The sequence below is a fragment of the Pseudoalteromonas sp. T1lg23B genome, assembly GCF_002964665.1.
In the GTDB taxonomy this organism is placed as follows: Bacteria; Pseudomonadota; Gammaproteobacteria; order Enterobacterales; family Alteromonadaceae; genus Pseudoalteromonas.
Window position 1 is genome coordinate 387618 of record NZ_PQBZ01000002.1, and the last position, 16551, is coordinate 404168.

At 43.0% G+C, this 16551-nt stretch carries 14 protein-coding genes and 1 pseudogene; 11 read left to right on the forward strand and 4 right to left on the reverse strand.

The window, feature by feature from the left end; translation table 11 throughout:
* Positions 1–85 precede the first annotated feature (85 nt).
* Positions 86–1003: a hydrogen peroxide-inducible genes activator gene (locus tag C2M32_RS02095; RefSeq protein WP_105166870.1), complete on the forward strand. Its 918-nt coding sequence runs from the start codon at positions 86–88 to the stop codon at positions 1001–1003.
* Between the two features lie 31 nt (positions 1004–1034).
* Here C2M32_RS02095 and C2M32_RS20710 read toward each other — a convergent pair whose 3' ends face one another.
* Both C2M32_RS20710 and C2M32_RS02105 read right to left on the reverse strand, forming a co-directional pair.
* The gene (locus tag C2M32_RS20710) at positions 1035–1232 is read right to left on the reverse strand and encodes a hypothetical protein (protein ID WP_105166871.1); all 198 of its coding nucleotides are present in this window, start codon (positions 1230–1232) and stop codon (positions 1035–1037) included.
* Positions 1233–1384: 152 nt separating this feature from the next.
* Positions 1385–3895, reverse strand: a complete 2511-nt coding sequence (locus tag C2M32_RS02105) for a GGDEF/EAL domain-containing response regulator (protein ID WP_105166872.1) — start codon at positions 3893–3895, stop codon at positions 1385–1387.
* Positions 3896–4145: 250 nt separating this feature from the next.
* Between C2M32_RS02105 and queA the strand changes: the two genes are divergently transcribed.
* The 6 genes and pseudogenes from queA to C2M32_RS02135 all read left to right on the forward strand — a co-directional run bounded on the left by queA (position 4146) and on the right by C2M32_RS02135 (position 10366).
* On the forward strand, positions 4146–5186 hold the full coding sequence (gene queA / locus C2M32_RS02110) for a tRNA preQ1(34) S-adenosylmethionine ribosyltransferase-isomerase QueA (RefSeq protein ID WP_105166873.1): 1041 nt from the start codon (positions 4146–4148) through the stop codon (positions 5184–5186).
* Positions 5187–5391: 205 nt separating this feature from the next.
* Positions 5392–6515, forward strand: a pseudogene (gene tgt / locus C2M32_RS02115) (tRNA guanosine(34) transglycosylase Tgt).
* A 31-nt stretch (positions 6516–6546) separates the two neighbouring features.
* A complete protein-coding gene (gene yajC / locus C2M32_RS02120) occupies positions 6547–6885 on the forward strand; it encodes a preprotein translocase subunit YajC (protein WP_070991004.1) in 339 nt (112 codons plus the stop codon).
* 32 nt (positions 6886–6917) lie between these two features.
* Complete coding sequence (gene secD / locus C2M32_RS02125; RefSeq protein ID WP_105166874.1) at positions 6918–8777, forward strand: protein translocase subunit SecD; 1860 nt, start codon at positions 6918–6920, stop codon at positions 8775–8777.
* Positions 8778–8788: 11 nt separating this feature from the next.
* Positions 8789–9733 (forward strand): protein translocase subunit SecF, encoded by a 945-nt coding sequence (secF, locus tag C2M32_RS02130; protein ID WP_105166875.1) that lies wholly within the window; start codon positions 8789–8791, stop codon positions 9731–9733.
* 63 nt (positions 9734–9796) lie between these two features.
* Entirely contained in the window at positions 9797–10366 is a 570-nt protein-coding gene (locus C2M32_RS02135; RefSeq protein WP_158678078.1) for a hypothetical protein, read from the forward strand.
* A 16-nt stretch (positions 10367–10382) separates the two neighbouring features.
* Here the strand turns inward: C2M32_RS02135 and C2M32_RS02140 are convergent, their stop codons facing one another.
* Positions 10383–11549: a M23 family metallopeptidase gene (locus C2M32_RS02140; RefSeq protein WP_199886094.1), complete on the reverse strand. Its 1167-nt coding sequence runs from the start codon at positions 11547–11549 to the stop codon at positions 10383–10385.
* Between the two features lie 628 nt (positions 11550–12177).
* Here C2M32_RS02140 and coxB point away from each other — a divergent pair.
* From coxB to C2M32_RS02160, 4 genes are read left to right on the forward strand one after another with little or no spacing between them, the layout of a single operon-like run.
* The gene (gene coxB, locus C2M32_RS02145; RefSeq protein WP_105166877.1) at positions 12178–13323 is read left to right on the forward strand and encodes a cytochrome c oxidase subunit II; all 1146 of its coding nucleotides are present in this window, start codon (positions 12178–12180) and stop codon (positions 13321–13323) included.
* Positions 13320–14903, forward strand: coding sequence for a cytochrome c oxidase subunit I (ctaD, locus tag C2M32_RS02150; protein ID WP_105166878.1), 1584 nt, complete (start codon positions 13320–13322; stop codon positions 14901–14903). The genes coxB and ctaD overlap by 4 nt, the downstream gene beginning before the upstream one ends.
* Positions 14903–15454 carry a cytochrome c oxidase assembly protein gene (locus tag C2M32_RS02155; RefSeq protein WP_105166879.1) on the forward strand — a complete coding sequence of 184 codons (552 nt, stop codon included), beginning with the start codon at positions 14903–14905 and terminating at the stop codon, positions 15452–15454. Before ctaD ends, C2M32_RS02155 begins: the two co-directional genes overlap by 1 nt.
* A 9-nt stretch (positions 15455–15463) precedes the next feature.
* The gene (locus C2M32_RS02160; RefSeq protein ID WP_105166880.1) at positions 15464–16336 is read left to right on the forward strand and encodes a cytochrome c oxidase subunit 3; all 873 of its coding nucleotides are present in this window, start codon (positions 15464–15466) and stop codon (positions 16334–16336) included.
* Here C2M32_RS02160 and C2M32_RS21075 read toward each other — a convergent pair.
* A complete protein-coding gene (locus C2M32_RS21075) occupies positions 16242–16544 on the reverse strand; it encodes a DUF2909 family protein (RefSeq protein ID WP_105166881.1) in 303 nt (100 codons plus the stop codon). The genes C2M32_RS02160 and C2M32_RS21075 overlap by 95 nt on opposite strands.
* Positions 16545–16551: the final 7 nt, after the last annotated feature.

The window sequence follows — 16551 nt, forward strand, 5'->3', positions numbered from 1 at the left end:
ATTTATGGGGCTTAAAGAAGGTTTTACTAGTTGTACATCAGGGTTATACTGACATCATTGTATACCTTAATAAAACTTACCCATAGTGAATAACCTGCCCAGTATTAAGCAACTTCAATATCTCATTGCTGTACATCAGCATCAACACTTTGGCAGAGCAGCCGAGGCCTGCTTCATAGGCCAATCTACGTTAAGTAGCGCCATTCAGACTTTAGAAGAGACTTTGGGTTGCCAATTAATTGAGCGTGAAAATCGTAGTTTAATGTTTACCGACATTGGTGAGGAAGTGGTTACAAGAGCTAAAAAGATCATTGCCGATACTATGAGTGTGAAAGAGCTCACCAAAAGCTACAAACACCCTTTAAGTGGTAAGTTGACGTTGGGTGTTATCCCCACAGTAGCTAGTTTTATTGCTGCACCCCTTTATCAATTCTGTAAACAACAATTTGAGCAGTTACAACTGGTTCTTGTGGAAGACACAAGTGATAGGTTGTTGGACAAGCTAGAACATGGGCACATTGATATGGCGATGCTTGCACTACCTTATAACACTGAACGTTTCCACACTCAGGTGCTGGCCAAGGACCATTTTTCATTAGTTCACCATAAGGACTATCACATCGCGGATAATGTGACTGACTTTAACTTATTGCCGCAGCAGAGTGTATTTTTGCTTGAAAGAGAGCATTGCATGACAGGTCATGCGTTGAGCGCGTGTCACCTTAACCGAAGCGATTGTATTAATCCGTTTGAGGCGGCTAACTTGCATACCCTTTTGAGCATGGTGGAGTACCAAAATGGTGTGACATTTTTACCACAGATGGCCCTGAACGCGGGGATCTTAAATGGTAAACCGATGGTGGCCTGCGATACATTGGGTGATGCATACCGAGAAATAGGTTTGTTATGGCGTAAAACAACAGGACGGATCAGAGATTTTCGCCTTTTTAGCGAGCAAGTATCTGAATTCGTAAAGCTACAATGTGCGCAGTCAAAAGACTGAAAAAATGGGGCGCGTCGCGCCCAACAATTCATTAGGAAGGTTCAAACTTACTGGCTGAGCTAAGGTTGGGTAAAAACAGTAAATAGACCCAAACAACTAGATTGAAGTAAGGAATAAGGCCCAATAAAGTAAAAATTTTACTCGGATAGCCCTTTATTCGAGCATTTCTATAACACTGCATTGCTACCAATATATTGATAACAAAAAGAAAAATCATTAATTGGCTCATAATTACACTCCTAGACGTCCATAAGGTGATGTAACTCAATCCTTTGAATGTCCAGTCAAAATGGTAAAATCAACAACTTAGCTGGACAACCTCATGTAGAGTAATTATAGATGAATTTGTGGGAAGAAAAAGTCGACTTTTGTATATATTTGTTATCGGATTGTTTTGCTGGCTAAAATAGTTGGGATCGCCGCTTTCAATTTCTCAATAGGCATCGGCTTGGCAATATAGAAGCCTTGCGCGTAATCTACACCAATGTCTTTTAGCGCTTTAAATATTTCGTAATTCTCAACGTATTCTGCGACTGAGCGCTTATCTAGTGAATGACTAATATCATGTACCGCTTTTACCAAAGCCAAATCTATTGGATCATTGAGCATATCTCTTACGAATGAGCCATCGATTTTTACATGTTGCGCAGGTAGTTGTTTTAAATAACTAAACGTACTGAAGCCAGTACCAAAATCATCAATCGAAAAATGACAACCTAGCTGATTGAGCTTGGCTATCATGGTCTGCGTTGCGCTTAAGTTTTTGATACTCGCGGATTCAGTAATTTCAAAAATAATGCGTTCGGCAGCCACTTGATACTCAACTAAGCAGGTCTGAATATGAGGAAGCAAACGTTCGTCTAAAAATGATTGGGCCGACAAGTTAATCGCTACTTGATTGAGCTCTGAGTGCTGTGCGACCGCTGCAATCGCGCGCTTAATGACACACTGATCCATGAGGAAAGTGTCATTGAGTAGTTCCAATGCAGGAATGAACTGATTTGGATAGATCAATTCACCTTTGACGACTAATCGCAGTAACGCTTCATAATAGGCGATATTATTATTTTTAAAATCCCAGATCGGTTGGTAGTGCAATTCTATCAGGTTATTTTGCAAGGCCTCTCGAACGTTATGACCCCATTCTAATCCAGATTGTAACGCACTGTTTTTGGCGTCTTCTTTACTGTAACAATGGACTAAGTTTCGGCCTAGACTTTTTGCTACATATAAAGCGATATCAGCTTGCTTAAGACATTCGTTAGCATCATGATTTTCAATCGTTATTTGCGTCAAACCAATGGAACAGCTAATGGAGTAACTGTTTTCTTCCGAATGAAACTTATGCTTTTCTATCGCCATACATATGCCTTCGGCGGCAAGATGTGCATCCAGTAGATTGGTATTGCTTAAAATTATAGCGAATTCATCGCCACCGATGCGAAAGATTAGGTGCTCATCACTGAGGTTTTCACCGAATAACTGTGATACTTCTTTGAGAACAATATCGCCCTGTTGATGACCCTTGCTGTCATTTATGATTTTGAAATGATCTAAGTCGATATACAGCAATGCATGTTCAGTGTCATTGTTTTGCGTTACAGCCGAGCAAATGTGCTGCAATTGTTGGTCAAAATAGTATCGATTATGCAGTCCTGTGAGCGTATCGTGCAATGCTAAATGCCTAAGCTGCAATTCGGCCTGTTTACGCTCATGAATGTTATCCAGCGTTGCTGTAATCGTTGTTTTACTGGTGCTGTTTTTAATTAGCTGAAAGCGACATTCTACCCAAATATGCCGTTGCTTTTGATGGCTAATTTGAAGCTCAATTTTTGCCTGATGCTGTGTGCCCGTAATGATCTTTTCAAGGATTTCTTGCAGGTCGTGCTGATATTCAGCAATAACAAAGTCACACAACGACTTACCAAGGCTGTTTTTTATGCCAAAGCCACAGAGCGTTTCCCAAGCAGGATTGATAAATCGGATGAGACCTTCTTGATCGAGCTCCATAACAACGGTATTTAGATGTAATAGAATTCGTTGGTGCGCTGAGAATAATTCTTTATAGCTTTGTTCACTGCGGCTTAATTGTGAAACCTTTTCTTCAAACTCGGCATAACTTACCATGAAATCTTCGCGCCTTGCTGCGTGGTCACAGACTTTACTTAAAATAGATATATCATATGGCTCGCGGACAAAATCGGTGACCCCCAGCAGTAGCAGCTGTTCGGCATAGTCTGCATCACGACTATCAATGATAGTTACAATCGCTTGGTTGGGGTTTTGCTTTAATATATTCGCAACGAGTTCTTTGGCCGCAGGTGCTCGCGTTGCCGTCGCATCTAGCAAGATAATGGCGAAGGCACTTTGTCTGAACAGCGAGAGTGCATCATGGGTCGTATTGACGTGTGTGCAGGCAAAGTTAAGTGCCAAATGGTCACATATTTCCTCGGCTCGCTGTTGATTAGGTTCCATAAGCAGCAAGTTTAAGCGGCTACTTTTTTCCAAGTGGGTAGACAGTACATTCGCTAATACTTGAGGTAACGCTGCGTGGCGTTCAAAGGGTAATACCGCATCGATGCTGTAGCTACGCGCAGTTGTCTCGGCAATACGTTCGCAATAGATAGGGGGGATAAGAACAATAGGTGTATTTTTAGGCGTGTTGAGTAGCCCTGAACGGACCATACGCGAAAAGCGCCAGCCGTCTATCTTGCCGACGTCTAGTCCAGAAATTACAACATCCACCGCTTGTTTTTTCAATAATTGCAGGGCACTTTGACTATCTTCACATTCAATAAATGTGAAAACGTCCAACTTCTGTAGTGTATTTTTTATTGTATTTCGCTCTTGCTCACTAGAGTTTACAATCAATAAATTTAATTGTCTGGCCACGATTAACGCCTTAACTCCACGTATTTATTCAACAACAAGCGACACCTCTGCGCAACTTTCTACCATAAGTTGCTGTTTTAAATGTTAATAAATTAAACAGTTGGTTTTTAAACCAAACTGGCTGGTTTCGTTTCTCTGGGTGAACCGCAGCCCCGCTAGGTTAATGCTATTTGTGCAAGGTTACAAGCACTTGATTTACCCCATTAGGATCACTAGACTTGGCGCCTATTTTCTTACATGAGATGTTGTCATGCGCGTAGCTGATTTTAGTTTTGAACTTCCCGATGAATTGATTGCTCGTCACCCTAAAAAAGAACGTTCAAGTAGTCGTTTATTAGCGCTCGATGGGAATAGCGGTGAAATTTCACATAAGGTTTTTACCGACATTCTGGAAATGTTGCAGCCTAATGACATCATGATCTTCAATAATACCAAAGTCATTCCTGCACGCATGTTTGGGCAAAAGTCCACTGGCGGAAAAATTGAAGTATTGGTGGAACGAGTACTTGATGAGCACAGAGTGTTGGCACATATTCGTTCAAGCAAGTCGCCTAAAGCAGGTGCTAAGTTGATCTTAGAGGGCAAAGCAGAAGCTGTAATGTTGGGCCGTCAAGGTGAATTGTTCGAATTAGAGTTTCAGTCAGAGCAAGGGGTATTGGCCATTTTAGAAGAGATTGGTCATATGCCATTACCGCCATATATTGACAGACCTGATGAAGAAGAAGATAAGCAACGCTATCAAACCGTATATAATGAGAAGCCAGGCGCGGTGGCTGCACCTACAGCAGGCTTACACTTTGATGAAAAGCTATTGCAACAAATTAAAGAGAAAGGCGTAGAAACTGCGTTTATCACGTTACATGTTGGCGCTGGCACTTTTCAGCCTGTACGCGTAGATTCGGTTGATGAGCATGTGATGCATTCGGAATACATTGAAGTGCCAGAGCAAGTTGTCGAAGCCATCAAATCAGCTAAGGCCAAAGGCGGACGGGTAATTGCTGTTGGAACAACGTCAGTGCGCTCCTTAGAATCAGCAGCAAAAGTACACGGTGGAGAGTTGCAAGCTTTTACAGGTGATACTGACATTTTTATTTATCCGGGTTATGAATTCAATGTTGTGGATGCCATGGTGACAAACTTTCATTTACCAGAGTCTACATTAATTATGTTAGTCAGTGCGTTTGCGGGTCAAACACATATTATGAATGCCTACCATAGGGCAATAGAAGAGCGTTATCGCTTTTTCAGCTACGGTGATGCCATGTTTTTAACCAAGCAAACTCATTCGTAAAGAGAGCCCAGCATTCGCTGGGTTTTTTGTATCTATTTATGGGCTTTTATTGGGTGTTTACTTTAAAACATAAATTTTGACCCAATAATTAGAATTGCTTTGCCAAACAAGGTAGAATTGGGCGGTTTTTTTCACCTGTTTGCTAACGTGATTTGACCTTAGCAGCTATTAACAGTTGGACTGTTTTTCCGACTTTGAGGTAACAATGAAATTTGAATTGGATCGTACCGATGGTAAAGCCCGTCGTGGTCGCTTGATTTTTGAACGTGGTGTTGTAGAAACACCTGCATTTATGCCTGTAGGAATTATGGCACCGTAAAAGGCATGACGCCTGACGAGTTAAAAGGCACTGGCGCGCAGATTTGCTTAGGTAATACCTTTCATTTGATGCTGCGCCCAGGTACTGAGATCATCAAACAACACGGTGATCTGCATGATTTCATGAATTGGGATAAGCCTATTTTGACGGACTCAGGCGGCTTTCAGGTATTCAGTTTGGGCGCCATGCGTAAAATCACCGAAGAGGGTGTTTTATTTCAGTCTCCTGTAAATGGTGAAAAAATCATGTTATCACCTGAGAAGGCAATGCAGGTTCAGTGTGACTTAGGTTCTGATATCGTCATGATTTTTGACGAGTGTACACCTTACCCTGCTACGGAGAAAGAAGCGCGAGATTCAATGGAGTTGTCACTGCGTTGGGCTAAGCGTTCCAAAGAAGGTCATGGTGATAACCCTGCTGCTTTGTTCGGTATTATCCAAGGTGGCATGTACCCAGAATTACGCGCTGAGTCTCAAAAAGGTCTTGAAGAAATAGGCTTTGATGGCTACGCGTTGGGTGGGCTATCAGTGGGTGAACCAAAAGAAGACATGATCCGCATTCTTGACCATTGTGCTTACAAAATGCCAGAAGACAAACCACGTTACTTGATGGGAGTCGGTAAGCCGGAAGATTTGGTTGAGGCTGTTCGCCGTGGTATTGATATGTTTGATTGTGTAATGCCAACACGTAACGCGCGAAATGGTCATTTGTTTATTACCGGCGGAGTGGTTAAAATCCGTAACGCTGTCCATAAAACAGATACTGGTCCGCTGGACCCTGAGTGTGATTGTCATACGTGCGAAAATTATTCTCGTGCCTATTTACATCATTTAGATAAGTGTAATGAAATTCTGGGTGCTCGACTCAACACAATCCATAATCTGCGTTATTATCAGCGAGTTATGGAAGGACTGCGTAATGCTATCAGTGAAGGTCAGTTAGACGCATTTGTACAAGATTTTTATGCTCGCCGCGGGCAAGATGTGCCGCCGTTGGCCGAAACTAAATAGAATTGAATATAAAATTTAAAGAGGAAGTGTTATGAGTTTGTTTATCTCTAGTGCGCATGCAAGTACAGCAGGTGCTGCACCTGCCGGTGGTGGCATGGAAATGCTAATTATGCTGGGTATTTTTGGTCTGGTATTTTATTTCTTAATTTACCGCCCACAAGCCAAGCGAGTGAAAGAACACAAAAATTTAATGAGTGCTTTGGCAAAGGGTGATGAAGTACTTACACAAGGTGGTTTGGTTGGTAAAATTACCAAAGTTGCAGATGACAAAGACTTTGTTGTTATTGCACTGAATGATCAAGCTGAAGTGACGGTACAAAAATCAGCGATATCAGCGGTACTACCAAAAGGTACGATGAAGTCGTTATAAGATAATAAAAATAAAAACAAAGGGATAGTCCAGTGTTAAATAAGTATCCAATGTGGAAATACTTGCTGGTACTTGCTGTGTTGGCTGTAGGCATTTTATATGCCTCACCCAACTTGTATGGCCGAGATCCGGCCATACAAGTCTCTGGCACAAAAGGTGCTAGTGCCGATCTCAGCGTACTAGATCAAGTTAACAATACACTTGCGAAGAACAACATCACAGTAAAATCATCCGTGCTTGAAAACGGCCAAGTGCTTGTGCGTTTTAAAAATGTTGAGCAACAGCTTAAAGCTCAAGACCTTTTACGCGGCACGTTAAGTGAAGATTACATCTCAGCAATTAATATGAGTCCAGCACAGCCAGAATGGTTAAAAAACTTGGGCGGAAACCCAATGAAGCTGGGCCTAGATTTGAGTGGTGGGGTGCACTTTACCATGGAAGTAGACATGGTAACGGCGCTTGATAATGCTTTAGAAACCATGGAGCAAGATTTTAAGAGCGACTTACGTGGTGAGAAATTACGTTATCGCTCAGTGCGCCAAGTTGCTGGAAGTGAACGCCTGCAAGTGATCATGCGTAATGACGAAGATAAAGACGCTGCGGAGCGTTTCTTAAAAAGTCGTTACCCACTGTACAACTTTGTTGATGACAGCAGTAACGATCTTGCATTTTATGTGAGCTTAAGCGACCAGAAGCTTAAAGAAATTCGTGATTACGCAATCAAGCAAAATGAAACGATTATTCGTAACCGTATCAACCAGCTTGGTGTTGCAGAGCCTAACGTTCAACGTCAGGGCGCAGAGCGTATTATTGTGCAGTTGCCTGGCGTACAGGATACTGCGCGTGCGAAAGAAATTTTAGGCGCAACAGCGACGCTAGAATTCCGTGAAGTAGACGAGAATGCGGATGTGCGTACAGCCGCTGCCGGTCGTACACCTCCTGGTACTGAGGTTATCAATCACAAAGATGGCTACCCTGTAGTATTGAAAAAGCGTGTCATCTTAGAAGGGAGTCACATCACCGGCGCGCAATCAGGAATGGATGAATATCAGCGTCCTCAAGTAAGCATCAATCTTGACAGCAAAGGTGGCGCTAAAATGAATGCGTTCACCAAGCGTGCAATCGGCAAACGTATGGCTACGGTATTTATCGAATATAAGCCATCAGGTAAAAAAGATGCCAACGGCAAAGCGTTACCGCCGATAAAGGTTGAGGAAGTTATTAACGTTGCGACGATTCAGGCACGTTTAAATAATTCTTTCCGTATTACCGGAATTGATAATCCAGCTGAAGCACATAACTTAAGTCTATTGTTACGCGCAGGTGCACTTGTTGCGCCAATTCAAATCGTTGAAGAGCGCACCGTTGGTCCAAGCTTAGGTCAGGAAAATATTGAAGCGGGTATGACCGCAGTAGTGTTAGGCTTTGCTTTTGTATTGGCATTTATGTTGATTTATTACAAAGGGTTTGGCCTAGTAGCAAATCTAGCGTTGGCGGCTAACTTGGTATTAATCATTGGTGTGATGTCAATGATCCCTGGGGCAACGCTAACCTTACCAGGTATTGCTGGTATTGTATTAACCGTAGGTATGGCAGTTGATGCAAACGTTCTGATTTTTGAACGTATCCGTGAAGAACTGCTAGATGGACGCAGCCCTCAACAAGCGGTTCATCATGGTTATGATAGCGCCTTTAGTACAATTTTCGATGCTAATATCACCACACTGATAGCAGCGATTATCCTGTTCTCAGTTGGTACAGGCCCGATTGCAGGTTTTGCGGTAACCCTAGCAATTGGTATTATCACATCTATGTTTACAGCCATTGTTGGTACCCGAGCGGTGATCAACTTATGTATTGGTGGTAAACGTATTGATAAGCTTTCTATCTAAGGAGACGGGTAATGCAGTTATTAAAGTTAAAAGGCACTATCCGCTTTATGTCAGCGCGCAAGTTGTCAATGGCATTCTCTGCGTTGTTGATAGTAGCGTCAATCGCATCAATGGCAATTCGAGGGCTTAATTTTGGTCTGGATTTTACGGGGGGGACAGCCGTTGAAGTTGGCTTTTCACAACCTGCAGATCTGAGCAAGATTCGTGATGTGTTGGCTGAGAATGGGTTTGCAGATGCCTCCGTTCAGCTGTTTGGCACAAGTCAGGAGGTGCTCGTACGTCTGGCACCCCGTGGCGATGATGTTAAGGCTGAGGTAATTGGTAATCAGTTGATAGCAGCCCTAAAGCAGGCTGACAGCAGTGTAGAGATGCGTCGTATCGAATTCGTTGGCCCAAGTGTAGGTGAAGACCTGAAAGAGCAGGGGGGATTAGCAATGCTAACAGCCCTTATCTGTATCTTGATCTACGTAGCATTTCGCTTTGAGTGGCGTTTTGCTGTAGGTGCGGTTGTTGCCTTGTTCCACGACGTGATATTGACTATGGGGCTGTTCTCAATACTCAATCTAGAATTTGACCTCACCATATTAGCGGCAATTCTAGCGGTAATTGGTTACTCGCTGAATGATACTATCGTGGTCTCTGATCGTATTCGTGAGAATTTCAGAAAAGTGCGTATCGACGACACTCTAGAAATCATCAATATTTCTTTAACACAAACACTGAACCGTACTTTAGTGACTTCAATTACCACAATTTTGGTATTGATAGCACTGTTTGTATGGGGTGGCCAAACGATTCACGGCTTTGCTACAGCCTTGTTGTTTGGTGTGTTCATTGGTACTTATTCTTCTGTGTATGTTGCCAGCTCCGTTGCCGTGGCTATGGGTGTAAGCAAAGAAGACTTAATACCAGTAGAAGTCGAAAAAGAAGGTGCTGATCTTGACGCGATGCCTTAATCAGTCAAGGTGAAAAAAGCCGCTTTACGCGGCTTTTTTTATGTTCAGAAGTGGGAGTATTTTATGTATAAGCAAGTGGTCATTTTGTTATTGTGTGGGTTGGCTATCGGCTGTAGTGAGGTCGAAACAAAAACACCAGCACAAGCAAATGCGCAAAACTCACAACAGACGCACACTTTTATAAATTTGCTAAATGATTTTGATGGACAGGCACAGCTGTTATTAGCATCGTTGAAAATTGGTGCGGATGTTAATGTTATTAAAAAGCACAGTGATGCACTGAGTTTTCAGGCACAAACAATTGTCGCTCTATTCGTTGAACTACAGCCACAATGTAGTGACTATGCAGCTCGACTACTGCCGCTTGCGAGTTCATTGCAATCCTTGTCTTATGAGGCTATCCAATCACAGCTGGCAAAGGATGAACAGCTATCGCGATTTGAATATCCAATTTGCTATCATGTAAAGGACTTACTTATACAGCCAATCGTGCTATCTGCACGGGCCAAAGAAGGCGAGCTGGAGGAGGCTGAATATCGTTTAGCCAGCGAGAATATTGTGGAGCTGATCGCACATTTATCTCTTGTGCAAACCATTACCATGAAACGTGCACACTCACCAGAGTACAGTTAGTGAGTGTGCAATAAAGCTACTTATAAAGTGGATTCCAAGCACAGGTCTTGTAGCCATTCTTTTCAAAGTAGAAATTCCAGCAATTTGTGTCGTAATTACTGTTACCCACATCGATGCGATAACCACTGATATACCAATTGTGTAACGAAATAAAGCGGCCATTGCTCAATAATGAGAAGTGTACGTGTGGGCCTGTGGAACTGCCACCTTGGCACAGTGCCTGATTGCGATTGTTTGCATATCGACCAAGCCACGCGCCTGCGGAGATCACATCTCCACTTTGATACTGTAGGTTATCCATGTGATAGTACTGAGTCGCGTATCCACTTGGGTGGGTAACTCGTATATTACACGATGAATAGCGAGTCACTGTACCACCGTGAGAAGCCTGTACCCAAGGAGTATTGCTGCCCCAACCACCTGAGCCATTGTTAAAGTCAAGCGATGAATATGGATATCCTGAACCAGTATTGGAATGCGCTCCGCCACTGTACCATGCATACCCTGAAGGCCAAGGCAGTTGCATTCCAAATGCAGCCTGCGCTTTAAAGTCTGAGGTTGTGACTGAGCTATCCTTTGTGTCTGAACTCAGTTGTAGTGAGTCGTTATCAAATAGTTGCTCAAATTGAGCGATGACTTTGGTAAGTCCAAGAGGCTGTTTTTGTAACAAGCTGACCAATGCAACGGTGGCAGCGTTCGTTGAGGGAGCATCCTGAGCGTCTAGTTTTTCACTCAGTTCAAGGTATGAGTAGTAGCGTTTGCTCAATGCCAGTGCAATATCTTCAACTTGATTATTAAATCCAGAACGTGAAGATAGCTTGGCAAAAGGAGCAGCTAAGTTGTGCTTTGTTGGAGCGCTGATCACCTGACTTTGCTGTTCCATTAATGCCACTAGCAGCTTGGGGTTGATACTGCTATAGCCAGCCCAATGCAGGATCACTTCTTTTTTGTCCTCGAGATGAGGTGCATAGCTAAGGAAAAAGCTATCCCAATCGTAATTTTGTAGTGCGTTATTAAATAAAAAACTTTGTTCATCTATAAGTTGCACTGAGTATGTTGGTAATGCTGTGAGCTCTAGTTCGCTGAAAGTGAAGTCATTGACATGACTGTCTTGTCCTTGCGCAGCAACCATGCTGGAAGTGCCTAAAGCCGTAAGCAATATGAGTGTTGATGTTTTTTTCATGTTGTATCCCTTTTGTTCAATTGCCGTTTAACCATACTTTGATTGTGTATTATTTGTAAATTAATTGTTTGTTTTTTGTTCTTGCTGTTGGCGCCATTTTTGTGTTGAATTGTTTACAGGGGTTGTCTCAGCATTTTAGTGATTGTTGTATTGACTGCTCTGGATAGGGAACAACGAGTGTGAGCGGAGTATGCTTGTCGTAGGACACATCTCGATATACTAACTATATAGTGCACAAAGCATTTCTATAAATGGCAATAATTTATCTCGCGTTGAAAAGAGCTCAAGCTCGGGGAGTAAATTTATTGTTTGTGTGGCAAAGTCTATCACTGGTCTAACAAGGTAGTTAAACCATACAAAAATAGGGCTTTTAGAGCATAGTTTCTGGCTGAAGGAGCTATATTGTTTGTAATGTTATGAGCTGCTCTTCTTCTAGCAATCAATCACTTCCGTGAATTTATTTGAAAAACAGACAAAACTTGCCAATTGTTTATTTATTGTCTAATTGTTTAAGTGTCGTGTAGTTGACTTGTGATTCATTTCACATGGTTAGACAGTCATCCAAATAATAATAATGGTTATTCATCGTTTGGCTCAAGCAGCAAATGGATAACGCAGGAGACGTCAAATGAACAAATACCTATCGTTAGTGAGTGCATTATTGCTTACTAATCCGTTAGTCACCTATGGCAATAGCGCATTCAACATGCGTGAAGGTGTCACTGATATCAGCCAGAATGTTTATCAGCTTCATATGACCATATTTTTGATCTGCTGTGCGATCGGTGTGGTTGTATTTGCTGTGATGTTTTGGGCCATGATACATCACCGTAAGTCAAAAGGGGCTGAACCCGCGCAGTTTCATGAGAGTACCAAAGTAGAGATTCTCTGGACTGCAATTCCTTTTCTAATTCTTGTCGTGATGGCTATACCAGCGACAAAAACGTTGATAGCTATGGAAGATGTCAGTAAAGCCGACTTGACCATAAAAGTGACAGGCTCTCAATGGAAATGGCACTACGAGTACATGGGGCATGATGTAGACTTTTATTCCGTATTATCTACGCCAATGGCTCAGATCAACGATCAAGAGGCAAAAGCAGAGAACTATCTATTAGAAGTGGATAAACCTCTTGTCATACCTACAGATAGAAAAGTCCGCTTTTTAATGACATCTGATGATGTTATTCATTCTTGGTGGGTGCCAGATTTTGCAGTCAAGAAAGATGCAAATCCTGGTTTCATTAACGAAGCTTGGACGCGAGTAAACGAAGCAGGCATCTATCGCGGACAGTGCGCTGAATTGTGTGGTAAAGATCACGGGTTTATGCCTGTTGTGGTGGATGCTCGACCTCCAGAGGAGTTTGATAGCTGGCTGCAAGAAGCTAAGCAACAAAAACTCGATGAGGCCGCTGCAAGTGCGGCATTGCTGGATCAGACGCTGAGCAAAGAGGAGTTAATGGAGACCGGCGAAAAAGTGTATATGGCGTATTGTGCAGCTTGCCACCAGCCCACAGGTATGGGTCTGCCCGGAGTATTTCCCGCACTTAAAAACAGCCCAATCGTGTTAGGCGATGTGAAAGATCATATTGATATCATTTTGCATGGTAAACCAGGAACGGCCATGCAGGCATTCGCTAAGCAGTTATCAATTAAAGAAATAGCAGGCGTTGTAACCTTTAAGCGTAACAGCTGGGGGAATGATTTAGACCAGGTAATACAACCTAGCGAAGTGCAAGCGCGCATAGATGCGAATAAGGAGGCCAGCCAATGAGTACGGTAGCAGAATCACACAACAGTCATCATGAACATCACGGCGCTAAAGGTATAAAACGCTGGTTGTATACGACAAATCACAAAGATATAGGCACACTCTATCTCATTTTCTCACTCACCATGTTCCTGATCGGTGGGGCAATGGCAATGGTGATCCGTGCTGAGCTCTTTCAGCCTGGTCTGCAATTAGTCGACCCGCATTTTTTTAATCAAATGACCACTGTACATGGCCTAATCATGGTTTTTGGTGCTGTGATGCCCGCCTTCACGGGTTTAGCAAACTGGATGGTACCTATGATGATTGGCGCGCCAGATATGGCGCTCCCTAGAATGAACAACTGGAGCTTTTGGATATTGCCATTTGCATTTGCAATTTTACTGTTGTCGTTATTTATGGAAGGTGGCGGTCCCGCATTTGGTTGGACTTTCTACGCCCCCCTATCTACGACCTATAGTAATGACAATACGGCCTTGTTTGTGTTCGCTGTTCATATTATGGGGATTAGTTCGATCATGGGGGCCATTAACGTCATCGTTACCATAGTGAATTTACGAGCCCCAGGGATGACTTGGATGAAGCTTCCCTTATTTGTGTGGACTTGGTTGATAACGGCATTCCTACTGATTGCTGTTATGCCTGTACTGGCGGGCGCGGTGACTATGGTGCTAACTGACAAGTACTTCGGCACTAGCTTCTTTGATGCTGCTGGCGGTGGCGACCCTGTTATGTTCCAGCATATCTTCTGGTTCTTTGGGCACCCTGAAGTTTACATCATGATATTGCCAGCATTTGGTATCATTTCGACTATTATACCTACATTTTCTCGTAAGAAACTGTTTGGTTATGCGTCAATGGTCTATGCCACCTCTTCAATCGCATTGCTATCCTTTATCGTGTGGGCTCACCACATGTTCACAACTGGGATGCCGCTGGCTGGTGAGTTATTCTTTATGTATGCCACTATGCTGATCTCAGTGCCAACGGGCGTTAAGGTATTCAACTGGGTCGCGACCATGTGGCGAGGATCGATTAGCTTTGAAGTACCGATGTTATTTGCCATCGCCTTTATCGTATTGTTCACATTAGGTGGTTTTTCTGGACTTATGTTGGCCATCACCCCTGCTGATTTTCAATACCACGACACCTATTTTGTGGTAGCACATTTCCATTACGTGTTAGTAACAGGTGCCATCTTCTCCATTATGGCTGCCGCTTACTATTGGCTCCCAAAATGGACGGGTCATATGTATAACATCACGCTGGCAAAATGGCACTTCTGGTTATCACTTGTGAGCGTCAATGTGCTGTTTTTCCCGATGCACTTTGTTGGTCTGGCTGGCATGCCAAGACGGATCCCTGATTACGCGCTGCAATTTGCTGATTTTAACGCAATCATCAGTATTGGTGGCTTTGCCTTTGGATTGTCGCAACTGCTGTTTGTGTTGGTGGTATACAAATGTGCAAAAGGTGGTGAGTCAGTACCTAACAAAGTATGGGATGGCGCAGAAGGCTTAGAGTGGGAAGTGCCATCACCAGCACCGTATCACACATTTTCAACGCCGCCAGAGGTGAAATAATGGCGCACAGTGGCTTGTTAAAAAAATTGACACTGGTGGTCATTGGCATGTTTGCTTTTGCTTTTGCCTTGGTGCCTCTCTACGACGTGTTTTGTGATGTTACAGGACTCAACGGCAAGCCATCGCTTGAAGCAGCCAATGCAAGCCAGACTGTGGTTGACACAAGAAGTGTCGATGTGAGTTTTACGACGCACAGCCAGCAAAGCGCACCGTTTGAGGTGAAGTCTAAGCAATACAGCGTCAACGTCAAGCCAGGGGAAATGGCAGAGGTTAAATTTAGTGCTAAAAACATGAGCTCCCAAGCGCGCGTGATGCAGGCTGTACCTTCGGTGAGCCCAGGTAAGGCTGCTAAGTACTTACACAAAATGGCTTGTTTTTGCTTTGATCAGCAAGCCTTTGAAGCGAATCAAGAAGTTGAGTTCACATTAGTGTTTTATGTGGATACTGAACTTCCAGAAGAAATTAAAGAGCTTACCCTGTCGTATACCGTATTTGATATTAGCGAAACCACCGCTCGTACCAAGGTAGAGGCTAAGCAACAGGCAGGTTAGGAGATAGTCATGGAAAAATATGAGAATTACTACGTACCAGAGCAAAGCCATTGGCCTATTGTAGGTGCTGTGGCAATGTTCTTAATTGCAGCTGGTGCGGGCTTAACTGTTATGCAGTTGTCCAGTGAAGCGAGTAGCGGTCAGTATGTCCTGTATGCGGGGCTCGGTATACTTTTCTACATGTTGTATGGATGGATTAAAAACGTTATTCATGAGTCGCAAACCGGTTTGTACTCAAAACAAATGGATAGATCATTTAGACAGGGTATGAGTTGGTTTATATTTTCGGAAGTCATGTTCTTTTGTGCGTTTTTTGGCGCCTTGTTTTATGCGCGAGTATTGTCAGTTCCCTGGCTTGGGGGAGAGGGCAACAATGCGATGACCAATGAAGTACTTTGGCCTGCTTTTGAAGCCGCATGGCCACTCCTTTCGACGCCCGCTGGAGAGACCACGCAGGCTATGGGTTGGGAAGGCTTACCACTTATAAATACTTTAATTCTACTCAGTTCATCGGTCACTATACATTTTGCGCATGTTGCCATTGAAAAAGATCAGCGTGCAAAGGTGAAGTTATTCCTAGGTGCTACCGTGATGTTAGGTTGTATTTTCTTAGCCTTGCAAGTGCTCGAATATATCCACGCCTATCGAGATTTAGATCTGACCTTACAGGCCGGTATCTATGGTAATACCTTCTTTATGTTAACAGGTTTCCACGGTATGCATGTGACATTAGGAACGGTGTTGTTACTCATAGTGTTACTACGCATTTTCAAAGGACACTTAGATTCTAAGCAACATTTTGCGTTTCAAGCGGCAGCTTGGTATTGGCACTTTGTAGATGTTGTGTGGCTGTGTCTATTTGTATTTGTATATGTGTTGTAACCATCGGGGTGCGGTTAAGTTTAATCGCACCCAACTGTGCTGCAATGATGATTATCAATAAAACGATTGCGGAGAATATTACACGACGACCCAGATAGAAAGACATCGGCTTACCATCTGTCGGGTTTTTCAACATCAGAAATAACGCTCTAAATAAGTTAAAAATAATAAAAAGTAGTAAAAAAATAATAATAAATTTAATAAGCATAGCGAGT